The sequence below is a fragment of the Kitasatospora griseola genome (assembly GCF_044999035.1).
GTDB lineage: Bacteria > Actinomycetota > Actinomycetes > Streptomycetales > Streptomycetaceae > Kitasatospora > Kitasatospora griseola.
Genome location: NZ_CP173360.1, coordinates 3056712 through 3073833, shown reverse-complemented (window position 1 = coordinate 3073833; position 17122 = coordinate 3056712). Strand labels below are relative to the sequence as shown.

Annotated in this window: 14 protein-coding genes; 12 read left to right on the top strand and 2 right to left on the bottom strand. The window is 72.7% G+C overall.

Annotated features, from left to right (window positions below):
* The first annotated feature begins 5 nt into the window (after nt 1-5).
* Nucleotides 6-1271: a signal recognition particle-docking protein FtsY gene (ftsY, locus tag ACI1MP_RS13735; RefSeq protein WP_404868765.1), complete on the top strand. Its 1266-nt coding sequence runs from the start codon at nt 6-8 to the stop codon at nt 1269-1271.
* Nucleotides 1272-1364: 93 nt separating this feature from the next.
* On the opposite strand, the gene ACI1MP_RS13730 is transcribed toward ftsY, so the two are convergent.
* Nucleotides 1365-2024, bottom strand: a complete 660-nt coding sequence (locus tag ACI1MP_RS13730; protein WP_380334115.1) for a bifunctional DNA primase/polymerase — start codon at nt 2022-2024, stop codon at nt 1365-1367.
* Nucleotides 2025-2468: 444 nt separating this feature from the next.
* Here ACI1MP_RS13730 and ACI1MP_RS13725 point away from each other — a divergent pair, with 444 nt between their 5' ends.
* The 7 genes from ACI1MP_RS13725 to ftsH all read left to right on the top strand — a co-directional run bounded on the left by ACI1MP_RS13725 (nt 2469) and on the right by ftsH (nt 12403).
* A complete protein-coding gene (locus ACI1MP_RS13725) occupies nt 2469-3923 on the top strand; it encodes a hypothetical protein (protein WP_100590033.1) in 1455 nt (484 codons plus the stop codon).
* Nucleotides 3924-4098: 175 nt separating this feature from the next.
* The gene (locus tag ACI1MP_RS13720; RefSeq protein WP_380334119.1) at nt 4099-5421 is read left to right on the top strand and encodes an ammonium transporter; all 1323 of its coding nucleotides are present in this window, start codon (nt 4099-4101) and stop codon (nt 5419-5421) included.
* On the top strand, nt 5418-5756 hold the full coding sequence (locus ACI1MP_RS13715; protein WP_043916162.1) for a P-II family nitrogen regulator: 339 nt from the start codon (nt 5418-5420) through the stop codon (nt 5754-5756). Before ACI1MP_RS13720 ends, ACI1MP_RS13715 begins: the two co-directional genes overlap by 4 nt.
* Nucleotides 5753-8176 carry a [protein-PII] uridylyltransferase gene (locus ACI1MP_RS13710; protein ID WP_404870800.1) on the top strand — a complete coding sequence of 808 codons (2424 nt, stop codon included), beginning with the start codon at nt 5753-5755 and terminating at the stop codon, nt 8174-8176. Before ACI1MP_RS13715 ends, ACI1MP_RS13710 begins: the two co-directional genes overlap by 4 nt.
* A gap of 103 nt (nt 8177-8279) precedes the next feature.
* Complete coding sequence (gene ffh, locus ACI1MP_RS13705; RefSeq protein ID WP_043916164.1) at nt 8280-9833, top strand: signal recognition particle protein; 1554 nt, start codon at nt 8280-8282, stop codon at nt 9831-9833.
* 85 nt (nt 9834-9918) lie between these two features.
* On the top strand, nt 9919-10443 hold the full coding sequence (locus tag ACI1MP_RS13700) for a GNAT family N-acetyltransferase (protein ID WP_232734370.1): 525 nt from the start codon (nt 9919-9921) through the stop codon (nt 10441-10443).
* A 55-nt stretch (nt 10444-10498) separates the two neighbouring features.
* Nucleotides 10499-12403 (top strand): ATP-dependent zinc metalloprotease FtsH, encoded by a 1905-nt coding sequence (gene ftsH, locus ACI1MP_RS13695; RefSeq protein WP_404868764.1) that lies wholly within the window; start codon nt 10499-10501, stop codon nt 12401-12403.
* Here ftsH and ACI1MP_RS13690 read toward each other — a convergent pair.
* Nucleotides 12390-13190 (bottom strand): SAM-dependent methyltransferase, encoded by an 801-nt coding sequence (locus ACI1MP_RS13690; protein ID WP_404868763.1) that lies wholly within the window; start codon nt 13188-13190, stop codon nt 12390-12392. The two genes, ftsH and ACI1MP_RS13690, sit on opposite strands and share 14 nt — an antisense overlap.
* Before the next feature lie 244 nt (nt 13191-13434).
* On the opposite strand from ACI1MP_RS13690, the gene proS reads away from it, so the two are divergent.
* The 4 genes from proS (at nt 13435) to ACI1MP_RS13670 (ending at nt 16978) form a co-directional block, all read left to right on the top strand.
* A complete protein-coding gene (gene proS, locus ACI1MP_RS13685; protein WP_100590028.1) occupies nt 13435-14847 on the top strand; it encodes a proline--tRNA ligase in 1413 nt (470 codons plus the stop codon).
* A 435-nt stretch (nt 14848-15282) separates the two neighbouring features.
* Nucleotides 15283-15861, top strand: coding sequence for a hypothetical protein (locus ACI1MP_RS13680; protein ID WP_043916169.1), 579 nt, complete (start codon nt 15283-15285; stop codon nt 15859-15861).
* 446 nt (nt 15862-16307) lie between these two features.
* Nucleotides 16308-16736 carry a 30S ribosomal protein S16 gene (rpsP, locus tag ACI1MP_RS13675; protein WP_043916170.1) on the top strand — a complete coding sequence of 143 codons (429 nt, stop codon included), beginning with the start codon at nt 16308-16310 and terminating at the stop codon, nt 16734-16736.
* 2 nt (nt 16737-16738) lie between these two features.
* Entirely contained in the window at nt 16739-16978 is a 240-nt protein-coding gene (locus ACI1MP_RS13670) for an RNA-binding protein (RefSeq protein WP_404868762.1), read from the top strand.
* Nucleotides 16979-17122: the final 144 nt, after the last annotated feature.

Here is a 17122-nt window from a genome sequence, read left to right as displayed (position 1 = left end):
GGGTTATGGAATACGTGATCCTTGCCGTTGTCATCGCGGTGGTCGCCATCGGCGCGATCACCGGACTCGTCGTTTCCGGCAGACGACGCAAAGAGCTGGACAGGCCGAGCCAGACCCCGACGATCACCGCGCCGCCCGCGGCCGACCGGCCGAGCGCGCCCACCAAGCCGACCGAGGGGGCCGCCGAGCCCACCGCGCCGCCGGCCACCGCCGCTCCCGAGGCCGAGGCTCCCGAGGCCGCCGCTCCCGAGACCGTCGAGGCGGGGGCCGCCGAGGCGCCGGCGGCCGAGCAGCCCGTCGAGGAAGTGCGGATCGAGGAGGCGGAGGCCGCCCCCGCGATCGAGGTCCCCGAACCCACCGCCGGACGCCTGGTGCGGCTGCGCTCGCGGCTCTCCCGCTCGCAGTCCACGCTCGGCAAGGGCCTGCTCACCCTGCTCTCCCGCGACCGCCTCGACGAGGACACCTGGGAGGAGATCGAGGAGACCCTCCTCACCGCGGACGTCGGCGTCGGCGCCACCCAGGAACTCGTCGACAACCTGCGCACCCGGGTCAAGGTGCTCGGCACCCGCACCCCCGACGAGCTCCGCGGGCTGCTCCGCGAAGAGCTGATCAAGCTGATCGGCCCCGAGCTGGACCGCACCGTCCACTCCGTCAAGACCGACGGCGGCCCCGCCGTGGTCCTGGTGGTCGGCGTCAACGGCGTCGGCAAGACCACCACCACCGGCAAGCTCGCCCGCGTCCTCGTCGCCGACGGCCGCAAGGTCGTGCTCGGCGCCGCCGACACCTTCCGTGCCGCCGCCGCCGACCAGCTCCAGACCTGGGGCGAGCGGGTCGGCGCGCACACCGTCCGCGGCCCCGAGGGCGGCGACCCGGCCTCCGTCGCGTTCGACGCCGTCAAGCAGGGCATCACCGACGGCGTCGACACCGTCCTGGTGGACACCGCCGGCCGCCTGCACACCAAGACCGGCCTGATGGACGAACTCGGCAAGGTCAAGCGGGTCGTCGAGAAGCACGGCCCGGTCGACGAGGTCCTGCTCGTCCTCGACGCCACCACCGGCCAGAACGGCCTGGTGCAGGCCCGGGTGTTCGCCGAGGTCGTCGACATCACCGGCATCGTGCTCACCAAGCTCGACGGCACCGCGAAGGGCGGCATCGTGATCTCGGTGCAGCGCGAACTCGGCGTGCCCGTCAAGCTGATCGGCCTCGGCGAAGGCGCGGACGACCTCGCGCCGTTCGAGCCGGGGGCGTTCGTGGACGCGCTGCTGGGCTAGCCGCCGGCCTGTTCCCCCAACAAGGTCCGTTCCGGGAGGAGTTCCCCCGGGGCGGACCTTGCTCCATGTGCAGGGGCGCGCGCCCCGGGGTTCTCACCCGGCGAGGGAGGTCTCCCGGTCGCGGGTGCGGTGGCAGGCGTAGGCGAGGGTGCCCAGCAGCAGGCGGGCCTCCGGGGGGTGGTTGTCCGCGGTGGGGCGGCGCAGCCAGCGCATCGGGCCCAGGGCGCCGAGGGAGACCGGCGGGGCGGCCAGGTAGGAGCCGAGGCCGTGGCAGGCGAGGTCGAGCGAGGCGTCGTCCCAGCCCATCCGGTAGAGCAGGTCGGGGAGGTGCTCGGCGGTGCGCGGGGCGACGAAGAACAGCAGGCGGCCGGTGGGGGAGGCGAGGACGGGGCCGACCTGGGTGCCCATGCGCTCCAGCCGGACCAGGGCCTGCAGGCCGGGCTGGGCCGGAACGTCCAGGACGTCGAACTGGTGGCCGGTGGGGAGCAGCAGCGGCGCGTCCGCCGGACATCGCGCGGCGAGCTCCTCGGCACTGGCGCCGGGAGCGATCGGCGGGCCGACCTGCCGGTGCAGGTTGGGGGCGGCGCAGAGTGGGACGGCGCATTCGCAGCGGAGCGAGGTGTGCGGTGGTGGGCTGCCGGCGGCGAGCGTCCAACCCCAGCGCTCGGAGTACTCGGTGGCGGTCCGGAACGGGGTGGGTCGGGTGCGGCGACGACCGCCGACGAGTCGCAGGGTGCCGAACAGCTTGTCCATGCCTCCCCCAACAGGTTCCGGTCGCCGGTGGTTACGGGATGGTGACGGTGCGTCGCCCGGGGGGCGTGTGGCGCGTGGTGCGCCGGAGGCGCGCGCGGACCGGCGCACACCGATTCGAGTGGCACGGGCGAGCAGGAACCTTGCACCCGCGCTCCGGATGCCGGATCGTCGTTGCCGCACGCGTGCCTCCGTCGGGATTCCGGGCATGTGCCGGGGTCATGCCGAGCTGACCGGGCTGACACACAGTGAAGCGCGGCTCTGCGCCCGGTAGTTCACTCGTGGGGGTGGCGAATGGTGGCGTTTCCCGGACGTTGCTCCCTCGGATGGCGGAGGGACGCTACGTTCTGGATACGGAATGCAGCCGGCCGGTCACAGCGGTCTGCGAAATGACGAGTCGTCAAGGCGAGCGGGAGCCCCGGGTCGGGGCGGGATGGGGACGGTCCCATGGGTGAGAAGCAGCCGAACGAGAAGCTGGGCTCCTGGTTCACGCGCAGTGGTTGGTCGAAGGGCGAGTTGGCGCGCCAGGTGAACCGCCGGGCGCGGCAGATCGGCGCGCACCACGTCTCCACGGACACCTCGCGGGTGCGCCGATGGCTGGACGGCGAGCAGCCGCGCGAGCCGATCCCGAAGATCATGTCGGAGCTGTTCTCCGAGCGCTTCGGCTCGGTGGTGTCGATCGAGGACCTCGGCCTGCGCACCGCCGTCCCGGTGACCACCGTCGGCAGCGGAGTGGACCTGCCGTGGAGCCCGCAGCAGACGGTGCAGGCGATCAGCGAGTACTCGCGCAGCGACCTGATGCTCAACCGCCGCGGCTTCCTGGGCACCTCACTGGCGCTGACGGCCGGCGCGGCGCTGATCGAGCCGATGCAGCGCTGGCTGACGCCGGGTCCGAACGGCGAGCCCACCCCGATCCTGGCGGCGGCCAACGGCGGCGAGCAGTTCTCCGGGCGGCTGTCCGAGCCGGAGATGCAGCTGCTGGAGCAGACCACCGAGATGTTCCGGAAGTGGGACGCCCAGAACGGCGGCGGCCTGCGCCGCAAGGCCGTGGTGGGCCAGCTCCACGAGGTCACCGACCTGCTGCAGGAGACCTACCCCGAGACCACCACCAAGCGGCTGTTCCGGCTCACCGCCGAACTCGCCCACCTGGCGGGCTTCATGTCGTACGACGTGGGCATGCACCCGAGCGCGCAGAAGTACTACGTGCTGGCGCTGCACGCCGCCAAGGAGGCCGGGGACCGGCCCTTCGGCGCGCACGTGCTGACCGACATGTGCCGGCAGATGATCCACCTGAACCGCGGCGAGGACGCGCTGGAGCTGATCCACCTGGCCCAGTACGGCAGCCGGGACACCGCCAGCAGCCGCCAGCAGTCGCTGCTGTACGCGATGGAGGCCCGCGCGTACGCCACCATCGGCGAGGTCAACCGCTGCGCCCGGGCGATCCGGCTCTCGGAGGACACCTTCAGCGACATCAACTCCGGCGAGGAGACGCCTACCTGGCTGAAGTTCTTCTCGACGGCCGAGCTCAACGCGGAGAACGGGCACTCCTACCGCGACCTGGCGTACACCTCGGACCGGACGGCCGCGATGGCCAAGGCCGCCGAGCCGATGATCACCAAGGCGGTCGACCTGTTCCGGAAGGACGGCGACCACGTCCGCACCTACGCGTTCAACCTGGTCGGCATGGCCTCGGTGCGGCTGCTGCAGCGCGAGCCGGAGGAGGCCGCGGAGTACTGCGAGGCGGCGGTGGACATCGCCCGCAAGGTGCGTTCCGAGCGGCTGAACACCCGGGTCCGCAAGACCTCCGAGGCGGCCACCCGGGACTTCCGCGGCGTGCCCGGCGTGGACCGGCTCGCCGAGCGGGTGGTCCAGGACATCCCGGAGTTCGTCTCGGTGGTCTGACGGCCCGCCGCTCGTGGTTCACGCGCCCGTAACGGGCGCGTCGACCACGTCACTGCGGCGAAACACCGGGTCGCATCGGCGGAAACCCGGCTTCGGCACGCTCCTCCCAAGGCCGACATGTCGGGACGGGCACACGTCCCGGCATGGAGCGGCCTCCACAGCGGAGGAGATGCCGATGCCGGACGGATTCAGCGCGGGCGACACCGCCTTCGTGTTCATCAGTGCGGCCCTGGTCATGGTGATGACCCCGGGCCTGGCCTTCTTCTACGGGGGCATGGTCAGGGTCCGGAGCACCCTCAACATGCTCGCCATGAGTTTCGTCTCGCTGGCGATCGTCAGCGTGCTCTGGGTGCTCTACGGGTACTCGCTGGCCTTCGGGCCGGACGCCGGGGCCGGCCTGATCGGCAACCTCGACTTCGTCGGCCTGCGCGGCATCGGCCTGAACTCGCTCAGCGGCAGCATCCCGGTCACCGCGTTCGTCGCGTTCCAGCTGATGTTCGCGATCATCACCCCGGCGCTGATCAGCGGCGCGATCGCGGACCGGGCCAGGTTCGCGTCCTGGAGCCTGTTCGTGGCGCTCTGGGTGACGATCGTCTACTTCCCGGTCGCGCACTGGGTGTTCTTCTTCGACGGCGGGCACGGCGGCTGGCTCGGCGACCGCAACGGCGTGATCGACTTCGCCGGCGGCACCGCCGTGCACATCAACGCCGGTGCGGCGGGACTGGCCCTGGCGCTGGTGCTGGGCCGGCGGATCGGGTTCCGCCGGGACCCGATGCGCCCGCACAGCCTGCCGCTGGTGATGCTCGGCTCCGGCCTGCTGTGGTTCGGCTGGTTCGGCTTCAACGCGGGCTCGGCGCTGGCCGCCAACGGCGTCGCCGGGATGGCGTTCCTGAACACCCAGGTCGCCACGGGCGCCGCGATGCTCGGCTGGCTGGCGTACGAGCGGCTGCGGCACGGCGCCTTCACCACCCTCGGCGCGGCGTCCGGCGCGGTCGCCGGGCTGGTCGCCATCACCCCCGCCTGCGGCTCGGTGTCGCCGCTCGGCGCGATCGCGATCGGCCTGGTCGCGGGCGCGGTGTGCGCCGCCGCGATCAGCCTCAAGTACCGCTTCGGGCTGGACGATTCGCTCGACGTGGTGGGCGTCCACCTGGTCGGCGGGGTGATCGGCTCGCTGCTGATCGGCCTGTTCGCCACCGGCCACGTCGGCCAGAGCGCGGCCGGACTGTTCTACGGCGGCGGCTTCGGGCAGCTCGGCCGGCAGGTGCTCGGCGTGGCCGCCGTGCTGGCGTACTCGTTCGTGCTCTCCTGGCTGCTGGGCACCGCGATCCAGCGGACCGTCGGCTTCCGGGTCACCGAGGACGTCGAGCTGTCCGGCATCGACCAGGCCGAACACGCCGAGTCCGCCTACGACTTCACCGCCGTCGGGGCCGGCCAGGCCCGCACCGCCCCCAGTTTCACCACCGCCACCGCCGAGAAGACCGAGGTCGACGCCCGATGAAGCTCATCACCGCCGTCATCAAGCCGCACCGCCTGGACGAGGTCAAGGACGCCCTGCAGGCGTTCGGGGTGCACGGGCTGACCGTCACCGAGGCCAGCGGGTACGGCCGGCAGCGCGGCCACACCGAGGTCTACCGGGGCGCCGAGTACACCGTCGACCTGGTGCCCAAGGTCCGGGTGGACATACTCGTCGAGGACGAGGACGCCGAGCAGGTGATCGAGGTGGTGGTCCGGGCCGCCCGCACCGGGAAGATCGGCGACGGCAAGGTCTGGTCGGTCCCGGTGGAGACCGTGGTGCGGGTCCGGACCGGCGAACGCGGCCCCGACGCGCTCTGACCGTGACGACCGACCCCGGAGACCGCGGCCACCTCGCCGCCCGCGCCCGGCTGTTGGCGGACCCCGACCCCGCCCGCACCGGTCGCGAGCGGCGCACTGCGCTCGCCCGGCTCACCGACGACTGGCTGACCGGGCTGTACCGGGCAGCCGGCGCGCCCGCCGGCACCGCCCTGGTCGCGGTCGGCGGCTACGGCCGCGGCGCACTCTCCCCGCGCAGCGACCTGGACGTGCTGCTGCTGCACGACGGCCCGCTCGCCCCCGAGGTCGCCGAGCGGATCTGGTACCCCGTCTGGGACAGCGGCGTCGCCCTCGACCACGCCGTCCGCACCCCCGACGGGGCCCGCAGGGTCGCCGCCGCGGACCTCCGGGCCGGCCTCGGCCTGCTGGACGCCCGTCACCTGGCCGGCGACGCCCGGCTGACCGCCGACCTGCGCACCCGGGTGCTCGCCGACTGGCGCGCCGCCGCCCCCGACCGGCTGCCCGAACTGCGCGCCCTCGGCCGGGCCCGGGCCGAACGCCACGGCGAACTGTCCTTCCTGCTGGAACCCGACCTGAAGGAGGCCCGCGGCGGCCTGCGCGACCTGGTCGCGCTCGACGCGGTCGCCGCCAGCTGGCTCGCCGACGCCCCCCGCGACGGCCTGGACACCGCGGCCACCACCCTCGCCGACGTCCGCGACGCACTGCACCTGACCACCGGCCGGGCCACCGACCGGCTCACCCTGCAGGACCAGGACCAGGTCGCCGAACGGCTCGGCCTGCCCGACGCCGACACCCTGTTGCGCCAGGTCTACCGGGCCGCCCGCACCGTCGCCTACGCCTCCGACGTCACCTGGCGGGCCGTCGATCGGGTGCTCGCGGCCCGCACCCGCCGCGGCCGCCCCTTCCGGATGACCCGGCGAGCCGCGCCCGCCGAACGCCGCCCGCTGGCCGAGGGCGTGGTCGAACAGGACGGCGAGGCGGTGCTCGCCCGGGCCGCCCGGCCTGCCGCCGACCCGGTGCTGCCGCTGCGCGCCGCCGCCGCGGCCGCCCAGGCCGGGCTGCCCGTCGGCCACGCCACGGTGCGCCGACTGGCCGCCGAGACCGGGCCGCTGCCGGTGCCCTGGCCCGACGAGGCCCGGGACCGGCTGGTCGGACTGCTCGGCGCCGGCGAGGCCTGCCTGCCGGTGTGGGAGGCACTGGACGCCGAGGGGCTGATCGGCCGGCTGCTGCCCGACTGGGAGCAGGTCCGCTGCCGCCCGCAGCGCAACGCCGTGCACCGCTGGACCGTCGACCGGCACCTGATCGAGACCGCGGTGCGGGCCGCCGGGCTGACCCGGCGCACCGCCCGCCCCGACCTGCTGCTGGTCGCCGCCCTGCTGCACGACCTCGGCAAGGGCCGGCCCGGCGACCACTCGGAGGCCGGCGAGCTGATCGTCCGCGAGCTGGCCGTCCGGATGGGCTTCGACAAACCCGACACCGACACCCTGGCGCTGCTGGTGCGCCACCACCTGACGCTGGTGGACACCGCCACCCGCCGCGACCCCGACGACCCGGCCACCGCCGACCTGATCGCCGGGATCGTCGGCAACCGGACCCACCTGGAACTGCTGCACGCGCTCACCGAGGCCGACGCCACCGCGACCGGTCCCGCCGCCTGGTCCGCCTGGCGGGCCTCGCTGGTCGACCAACTGGTCGCCCGCACCGCCGCCCGGCTGACCGGCGCGCCGCCGGCTGCCGGCGACGGCCCGGGCAACGACGCTCCGGGCACCGATGGTCCGACGGTCGAGCAGGAGCGCCTCGCCGTGGAGGCGGCCCGCACCGGCGGCCCCGCGCTGGCCCTGCGCGCCGAACTCGCGGCCGACGGCACCGAGTCCGTCGGCGTCGAGCTCACCCTCGCCGTCCCCGACCGCCCCGGCCTGCTCGGCACCGTGGCCGGCGTGCTGGCCCTGCACCGCCTCACCGTCCGCAAGGCCGGCCTGCGCGAACTCGACCCGGTCGGCACCGGCCCCGTCCTGCTGCTCGGCTGGACGGTGGCCGCCGAGTACGGCGACGTCCCCGAGGCGGCCCGGCTGCGGGCCGACCTGCGCCGCGCCCTGGACGGCTCGCTCGACGTGACCCGCAGACTCGCCGAGCGCGACGCGGCCGCCCCGCGCCGGCCCGGCATCCGCACCCCGCCGCCGGTGGTCGCCGTCGCCCCCGGCACCGCGTCCCGTTCGGCGACCGTGCTGGAGGTGCGCGCCCACGACGCCCCCGGCCTGCTGCACCGGATCGGACGCGCCCTGGACACCGCCGGCGTACGGGTCCGCACGGCGCACGTGTCCACCCTCGGCGCGGAGGCCGTGGACGCGTTCTACCTGACCGCCGAGGACGGCCGACCGTTGACGCCGGAGCGCGCGCAGCAGGTGGCACGGGCCGTGCAGGACGCTCTGGGGACCGGCTGACGACCCGTTCACGCAGGGGCGCAGACCGTCCACCGGGCGTACGGCTACCCTTGGGGGCGACGACAGTACCCGTACTCGATGCCGCAAGGGACCCGCGACCGACGTGTTCGACACTCTCTCCGACCGCCTCGCAGCGACGTTCAAGAACCTCCGGGGCAAGGGCCGTCTCAGCGAGGCGGACATCGACGCCACCGCGCGCGAGATCCGGATCGCCCTGCTGGAGGCGGACGTCGCGCTCCCCGTGGTCCGCGCCTTCATCAAGCAGGTCAAGGACCGCGCCCTCGGCTCCGAGGTCTCCGGCGCGCTGAACCCCGCCCAGCAGATCATCAAGATCGTCAACGAGGAGCTCATCGGCATCCTCGGTGGCGAGACCCGCCGCCTCCGGTACGCCAAGACCGGCCCGACGGTGATCATGCTGGCCGGTCTCCAGGGTGCCGGTAAGACCACCCTGGCCGGAAAGCTCGGCCACTGGCTGAAGGCCCAGAAGCACACCCCGCTGCTGGTCGCCTGCGACCTCCAGCGCCCCAACGCCGTCACCCAGCTCGGCGTCGTCGCGGAGCGGGCCGGCGTCGCGTTCTACGGCCCGCAGCCGGGCAACGGCGTCGGCGACCCGGTGCAGGTCGCCCGCGACTCCATCGAGTACGCCAAGCAGAAGCAGTACGACGTGGTCATCGTCGACACTGCCGGCCGCCTCGGCATCGACGCCGAACTGATGCAGCAGGCCGCGGACATCCGCGCCGCGGTCAACCCGGACGAGGTCCTGTTCGTGGTCGACGCCATGGTCGGCCAGGACGCGGTCACCACCGCGCAGGCCTTCCTCGAAGGCGTCGACTTCACCGGCGTGGTGCTCTCCAAGCTCGACGGCGACGCCCGCGGCGGCGCCGCGCTCTCCGTCGCGCACGTCACCGGCCGCCAGATCATGTTCGCCTCCAACGGCGAGAAGGTCGACGACTTCGACGCCTTCCACCCCGACCGGATGGCCTCGCGCATCCTCGGCATGGGCGACGTCCTCTCGCTGATCGAGAAGGCCGAGCAGACCTTCTCGCAGGCCGAGGCCGAGAAGATGGCCGCCAAGCTGCAGGGCGGCGGCAAGGAATTCACGCTCGACGACTTCCTGTCGCAGCTGGAGCAGGTCCAGAAGATGGGCTCGATCTCCAAGCTGCTCGGCATGCTCCCCGGCATGGGCCAGATCCGGGACCAGATCAACAACATCGACGACAAGGACGTCAACCGCGTCGGCGCGATCATCAAGTCGATGACCCCGGCCGAGCGCACCGACCCGAAGCTGATCAACGGCTCGCGCCGCCTGCGCATCGCCAAGGGCGCCGGCGTCCAGGTCGGCGAGGTCTCCAGCCTGGTCGAGCGGTTCTTCGACGCCCGCAAGATGATGTCCGCGATGGCCTCCGGCAAGGGAATCCCCGGCATGCCCGGCATCCCCGGCATGGGTGGCGGCGGCAAGCGCTCCGGCAAGAAGGCCCCCGTGGCCAAGGGCAAGCGCAAGAGCGGCAACCCGCTCAAGCGGGCCCAGGAGGAGGCGGCCGCGGCCGAGCGCAAGGCGCTCGGGCCGGGCCAGGGCGGCGGCAACGCGTTCGGCCTCCCGCCGGGCAAGGGTCCGTCGGACTTCGAGCTCCCCAAGGAGTTCAAGGACCTGCTGTAAGGCGGGTTCGGCTTCGCATCGCACGGGTTTCGCACCCGTCGGCCCTCGCCCCTGTTTGTGCTCGTCCTGCGCCATGATGGCTGGCATGCGCGTAACGATCCGAGCCCCCCGCCCCGATGACGTCGTCCCCTATGCCGAGGCGGTGCGGCGTTCCGCCGAGCACATCGGGCGGTGGAATCCGGTGGAGCCGGACGGGTTGCCGGACCTGTTGAGCCGTCAGGGGGTGGGGCTGCGGACGTTCCTGATCCTCGATCGGGAGAGCGGCGGGCTGGTCGGCAAGTGCAATGTGGCGAACATCGTGATGGCCCGGTTCCGCAACGGCGTGCTGGGCTACGACTCGTACGTGCCGTTCGACGGGACGGGTCGGATGTCGGAGGGCATGCGGTTGGTGGTGGAGCGGTGCTTCCTGTCGGCCGAGCAGGGCGGGCTGGGGCTGCACCGGTTGGAGATCAACGTGCAGCCGGACAACGAGCGTTCGGTGGCGATGGCGCGCCGGCTGGGCTTCCGGCACGAGGGGTTCACGCCGCGGATGCTGTTCCTGCAGGACGCGTGGCGCGATCACGAGCGGTTCGCGCTGACGGCGGAGGAGTGGCCGACGCCCGTGCGCTGACGGGCGTCGGCGTTGCGCACCGATCGGCGGCCGGAACGTCCGTATTGTCCGACGGGTGAGCAACCCCGTGCCGCCGCGTCAGACCCCCGACCAGCCCTGGCGGTCCGAGGGGGCGCCGCCGCCCGCGCCGCCGAAGAAGAAGATGCCGGGCGGCTGGACGGGCCTGATCCTCACCGCACTGGTGGTGTTCCTGCTGTCCGACCTGCTGCTGAGCTTCTTCGGCGGCGGCGGGTCGACCACGATCTCGTACACCGAGTTCAGCAAGCAGCTCAACAGCGACAACATCACCAAGATCTACTCCAAGGGCGACTCCATCGAGGGCAACCTGCGGAACAAGCAGCCCAAGCCGGACGGCGGCAAGGGCGACTACACCGAATTCACCACCCAGCGCCCGGCGTTCGCCACCGACCCGCTCTGGGCGACCCTGCAGTCGCACAACGTCGAGGTGACCGCCCGCCCGGTGGTGCAGCAGCGCAGTTTCCTGGCCAACCTGCTGATCTCGCTCGCCCCGATGCTGCTGCTGATCGCGGTCTGGGTGTTCCTGGCCCGCCGGATGGCCGGCGGCCTGGGCGGCGGCGCGCTCGGCCGCAAGGCCCCGCCGAAGCCGGTGGACACCAGTCAGGGCCGACGCACCACCTTCCGGGACGTGGCCGGCATCGACGAGGTGGAGGCCGAGCTCAGCGAGGTCGTCGACTTCCTGAAGAACCCCCAGGCCTACCGCCGACTGGGCGCGAAGATGCCGCGCGGCGTCCTGCTGTCCGGCCCGCCCGGCACCGGCAAGACGCTGCTCGCCCGCGCGGTCGCCGGGGAGGCGGACGTCCCGTTCTTCTCCGCCTCGGCGTCCGAGTTCATCGAGATGATCGTCGGCGTCGGCGCCAGCCGGGTCCGCGACCTGTTCGCCGAGGCCCGCAAGGTCGCCCCCGCGATCATCTTCATCGACGAGATCGACACCATCGGCCGCCAGCGCGGCGGCGGTGGCGGCATGGGCGGCCACGACGAACGCGAGCAGACGCTGAACCAGATCCTCACCGAGATGGACGGCTTCACCGGCTCCGAGGGCGTGATCGTGATCGCCGCGACCAACCGGGCCGAGATCCTCGACCCGGCCCTGCTGCGCCCCGGCCGCTTCGACCGGCGGATCACCGTCAGCCCGCCCGACCGGGCCGGCCGCGAACAGATCCTGCGGATCCACACCCGCGAAGTCCCGCTGGTGGAGGGCACCGACCTGGACGTCGTCGCCCGCACCACCCCCGGCATGACCGGCGCCGACCTGGCCAACCTGGTCAACGAGGCCGCGCTGCTGGCGGTCAAGCGCCAGCAGGACGCCGTCGACCAGGAGAACCTGTCCGAGGCCCTGGAGAAGGTCCAACTCGGCTCGGTGCGGCCGCTGGTGATGCCGCAGCAGGAACGCGAGCGCACCGCGTACCACGAGTCCGGGCACGCCCTGCTCGGCATGCTCCAGCCCGGCGCCGACCCCGTCCGCAAGGTCACCATCGTGCCGCGCGGCCGCGCCCTCGGCGTCACCCTCTCCACTCCCGACACCGACCGCTACTCCTACACCGAGCCCTACCTGCGCGGCCGGATCATCGGCGCGCTCGGCGGCATGGCCGCCGAGCAGGTGGTGTACGGGGTGGTCACCACCGGCGCCGAGAGCGACCTCGAACAGCTCACCACCATCGCCCGCTCGATGGCCGGCCGCTGGGGCATGAGCAGCCTGGTCGGCCGGGTCACCGCCATCCCCAACGACAGCCAGGCCCCGTACGGCCTGTCCGCCGCCCCCACCACCCTGGACGCGGTCGACGAGGAGGCCCGCCGGATCGTCGCCGAATGCTGGGAGGAGGCGATCGTCCTGCTCAACCGGCACCGCCACCGCCTCGACGCCCTCGCCACCGCCCTCCTGGAGGCCGAGACCCTGGACGAGGAGGCCGCGTACGCCGCCGCCGGGCTCAGCCGCGAGTAGCGTCCGCCGGCCGGACGCCCGCCACCCAGCGGAACTCGTCCACCATCCGCACCGAGCCGTCCGGGCGCAGGAACGGATGCAGCGCCTCCTCCAACTCCTTCGCCACCAGCGCCGCTCCGGCCTGCTGCTCGGCCCGGTCGAACAGGCCGGTGGCCAGCAGCCCGCGGACCGCCGAGTCCACCTCGGCGTACGCGAACGGGCAGACCACCCGGCCGGCGGCGGACGGGCGCAGACCGGCGGCGACCAGCAGCGACTCCGGCGTTCCTGCGGCAGGTTCCTCCGCGGGGGCGTGCCGGCGCGCCACCTCCAGCACCGCGGTGCTCTCGCAGCGCTCCGCCGGGCCCCGGACCGCCAGCACCAGCAGCCCGCCGGGGAGCGTGCGCTGCGCCGACCAGGCGACCAGCGCGGGCGTCGGCGGCTGCTCGAAGACCGTCACCAGGGAGTGCGCCGGCCGGGGGACGGGGTGCGCCGAACGGGTGAGGCTCCCGCCGGGCGCCACCTGCAGCCCGCGGGCCGCCGCAAGCTCCCGCAGCTCGTCGTTCCGCTCCACCCCCGCGACCTGCGCGCCGCGCCCCTGGGCGAGCAGCAGCGCCAGGCCCGACCGGCACCCCACCCCGAGCAGGCTGGTCGCCGCGCCGACCTCCAGCCGCCGGTAAACGTCCTGGTAGAGGGGGACGAGCATGCGCTCCTGGATCTCCGCCCAGTCCCGCGCCCGACCGCGCCGCTCCGCCGGACCGTCCGCCCGGACCCGGTCCACGGTGCTGCCGGTCACCTGCGCTGAAGCCATCGCGGCCTCCCAATCGGTCCACATCGGTCCTCGGAATCGGCTGCCCGTGCCGCAGCCCGGCACCCCCCGGCCCCTCTCAGCGAACAGCGGGTCACCGCCGTCGTCCAGAGGGGTGCGAGCAGGTGTCCGTGCGCTGCGGGTGTGCGCCCCGGGGTGTGCGCGGGCGCGCCCCCGCCCCGTCCGCGGGCCGCAGTGGGGAAAACGGATTCACGGTACGGCCGTCACGCCCCGTACCATTCGGCCCATGGCTAAGGCACCCGTTCTCACCCCCCAGGCGGAAGACTTCCCCCGCTGGTACCAGGACCTCATCAACAAGGCAGAGCTGGCCGACAACGGTCCGGTGCGGGGCACCATGGTCATCCGACCGTACGGCTACGGCCTGTGGGAGCGGATGCAGCAGGAGATGGACGCCCGGATCAAGAAGGCCGGCGCCCAGAACGCGTACTTCCCGATGTTCATCCCGCAGTCCTACCTGACCAAGGAAGCCGAGCACGTGGAGGGCTTCGCCCCCGAGCTCGCGGTGGTCACCCACGGCGGCGGCAAGGAGCTCGAGGAGCCGGTGGTCGTCCGGCCCACCTCCGAGACGATCATCAACGAGTACTTCTCCAAGTGGGTTCAGAGCCACCGCGACCTGCCGCTGCTGATCAACCAGTGGGCCAACGTGGTCCGTTGGGAGCTCCGCCCGCGCGTCTTCCTGCGCACCACCGAGTTCCTCTGGCAGGAGGGCCACACCGCCCACGCCACCTACGAGGACGCCCGCGACTACGCCTCGCGGATCCACACGGACGTCTACGGCGACTTCATGACCAACGTGCTCGGCATCGACGTGGTGCTCGGTCGCAAGACCGCCCGCGAGCGGTTCGCCGGCGCCATCAACACCCTCACGCTCGAAGGCATGATGCGTGACGGCAAGGCCCTGCAGATGGGCACCAGCCACGAGCTGGGCCAGAACTTCGCCAAGGCCTTCAACACCACCTACCAGCTCCAGGGCGCCGAGCGCGAGTTCGTCTGGCAGACCTCCTGGGGCGTCTCGACCCGCATGGTCGGCGGCCTGATCATGTCCCACGGCGACGACAACGGCCTGCGGGTTCCGCCGCGGCTGGCCGCCGTCCAGGTCGTGGTCCTGGCCATCAAGGGCGAGGACGCGGTGCTGGCCAAGGTCCGCGAGATCGGCGCCCAGCTGGAGGCCGCGGGCGTCCGGGTGGTCGTCGACGACCGCACCGACACCCCGTTCGGCCGCCGCGCCGTCGACTGGGAGCTCAAGGGCGTTCCGCTGCGCATCGAGGTCGGCCCGCGCGACCTGGAGGCCGGCACCGCGATGCTGGCCCGCCGGATCGCCGGCGGCAAGGCGCCCGTCCAGGTCGACTCCCTGGCCGCGATCGTCCCCGGCATCCTGGAGGAGGACCAGGCGCAGCTGCTGCGCGAGTCCCGCGAGCGCCGCGAGGCCCGCACCGTGGACGTCAAGACCATCGACGAGGCCGTCGAGGCCGCCGCCACCGGCTGGGGCCGGATCTCCTGGGCCGACCTCGGCCCGGAGGGCGAGGCGAAGTTGGCCGAGCAGGGCGTGTCGGTGCGCTGCCTGATCGCCGCGGACGGCACCGTGCCGGCCGCCGACGACCAGGAGGGCAACCTCGCCCTGGTCGCCCGCGCGTACTGATCCGACCACCGCGAGCGTCCCCGGGCCGCCGGCCCGGGGACCGTGTGCGGAGCGTGATCAACGCGATGAGCTGCGGAGTGGCCGGCCGGGCCCCGGAACGGTCCGGGTGGAGGCCGAACCCCGGTTCGCATACTGGTAGTTGAGACTACTGCTCAGTCAACTCCCCGGAGTACCTGACAAGCGGTACGGTATACGGCCCGTGGCCCTGTCAATTTTCGGACAGGTTGCGGGCCGTCCGCCGTGGGGATGTTGGGCTCCGCGACGGGTGCCGAGAGCCTGGCGAGAGCGTCGGGCCCAAACGTGCAGGGGGTTGGTCTTGCGTCAGTTCGGAACCGCGCAATTCGCGTGCGGAAGTGCATTCCTGAGAGTTCGCTGGGAATTCCCGAACCCCGGGGTCCGGCGGAACATCGGCTCTCTCCCCATCGTTGGTACAGCGTGAGCACGACACAGCCCCTCGTCCTTGCGGCCGAACTGGCCGCCGCCTGGAGCGACATCCAGGCCCACCACCGGGACCTGCCCGACCTCGCGTCGCCCGAGGCGCTGATCGGCGAGTCCTCGTCGGCCTGCGGCACCCGCCTCAACTTCGAGCGCCTGCTGCACGAGGCCGCGCACGGCCTGGCCGCCGCCCGGGAGATCCGCGACACGTCGCGGGCCGGGCGCTACCACAACCGCCGCTTCCTGCTGCTCGCCTCCGAGCTGGGCCTGGCCCACCCGGTCGAGCCGCACGCCAGCAGCGGCTTCTCCCAGGTGACGATGGGGCACGAGACCCGCGAACGCTACGCCGAGACCATCGAGCGTCTCGACCGCGCGCTCGGGGCGCACCAGCTCGCCGTCGCCGGCGAGGGCAACCACCGCGCCTTCCGCGGACCGGCCGCCCGGCACGGCTCCTCGGGCGGCGGCGTGCGGGTCAAGGCGGTGTGCGGCTGCGGTCGCAACGTCCGCGTCGTCCCGTCGGTGCTGGCGCAGGCCTCGATCGTCTGCGGTGCCTGCCAGCAGCCGTTCAAGATCGCTTGACAGCCGTTGCCGTCGAAGAACGCTTGATCCGGACCGCGGGCGGGGGTGCCCGCGGGCCGGCCGTGAGTCGACCGGCCCCTTCGGGGGACGGTCGACACAACTTTTTCCGGACCTTTTCCGCTTCTGCGAGGCTGCCGCGGTGCGCGGCTGCCCTGCCGTGGCGCTCGGCGGTGCTGCCGTGGCGCTCGGTGGTCCTGCTGTGTGGCTCGGCGGTTCTGTCGGGCCGCTCGGTGGTCCTGCAGTGGCGCTCGGTGGTCCTGTCGGGCGGTGCCGGGCGGTGTCGGGGCGACCTCTGCGATGTGGCAGAATGGACAGCTGAGTACTCGGCAGCCATTGCAGGACCCTCTCTCCCAACGGCTGGCGTGTCCCTTGAACGGCACCTCGCGCCGCAGCCCCACGCGGCGGAGCGCTGCTCACCCACGTCAAAACTCAGGAGAACCACACCCGTGGCTGTCAAGATCAAGCTGAAGCGTCTGGGCAAGATCCGCTCCCCGCACTACCGCATCGTCGTCGCCGACTCGCGCACCAAGCGTGACGGCCGCGCGATCGAGGAGATCGGCATCTACCAGCCGACCTACAACCCCTCGAAGATCGAGGTCGACGGCGACCGCGCCCAGTACTGGCTGTCCGTCGGCGCCCAGCCGACCGAGCCGGTGCTCGCCATCCTCAAGCTGACCGGCGACTGGCAGAAGTTCAAGGGCCTGCCGGCTCCGGAGCCGCTGAAGGTCGCCGAGCCCAAGGTCGAGGACTTCTCGCACCTGTTCGCCAAGGCCGTCGCCGGCTTCGAGGACGCCACCACCGGTGTCGCCATCACCCCGAAGGCCAAGAAGTCGGACAAGGCTGACGAGGCCGAGGCCGCTTCCACCGAGGCCTGAGCATGATCGAGGAAGCCCTCGACCACCTGGTGAAGGGCATCGTCGAGCACCCCGACGAGGTGCAGGTCCGCTCGCGGAACCTGCGCCGCGGTCACACCATCGAGGTGCGGGTGCACCCCGACGACCTCGGCAAGGTGATCGGCCGGGGCGGCCGTACGGCGCGCGCACTGCGCACCGTGGTCGGCGCCCTCAGCGGTCGCAATGTCCGGGTCGACCTGGTCGATGTGGACAGCATTCGCTGACCTCCACGATCGACCGGCAACGTCAATCGACAGGTCGACCTCCGGGTTTCCGGACCGGCCGGGACGCATCCGTCCCGGCCGGTCCTTCCCGTTTTCCGGGCCCGTTCGTCTTTCAGTACCGCACCACCTCGCTTTCAGCACCCA

Coding starts and splice junctions, on each gene's coding strand:
- ftsY (WP_404868765.1), top strand. CDS start 6: ATGGAATACGTGATCCTTGCCGTTGTCATCGCGGTGGTCGCCATCGGC.
- ACI1MP_RS13730 (WP_380334115.1), bottom strand. CDS start 2,024: ATGGACAAGCTGTTCGGCACCCTGCGACTCGTCGGCGGTCGTCGCCGC.
- ACI1MP_RS13725 (WP_100590033.1), top strand. CDS start 2,469: ATGGGTGAGAAGCAGCCGAACGAGAAGCTGGGCTCCTGGTTCACGCGC.
- ACI1MP_RS13720 (WP_380334119.1), top strand. CDS start 4,099: ATGCCGGACGGATTCAGCGCGGGCGACACCGCCTTCGTGTTCATCAGT.
- ACI1MP_RS13715 (WP_043916162.1), top strand. CDS start 5,418: ATGAAGCTCATCACCGCCGTCATCAAGCCGCACCGCCTGGACGAGGTC.
- ACI1MP_RS13700 (WP_232734370.1), top strand. CDS start 9,919: ATGCGCGTAACGATCCGAGCCCCCCGCCCCGATGACGTCGTCCCCTAT.
- ACI1MP_RS13690 (WP_404868763.1), bottom strand. CDS start 13,190: ATGGCTTCAGCGCAGGTGACCGGCAGCACCGTGGACCGGGTCCGGGCG.
- proS (WP_100590028.1), top strand. CDS start 13,435: ATGGCTAAGGCACCCGTTCTCACCCCCCAGGCGGAAGACTTCCCCCGC.
- ACI1MP_RS13670 (WP_404868762.1), top strand. CDS start 16,739: ATGATCGAGGAAGCCCTCGACCACCTGGTGAAGGGCATCGTCGAGCAC.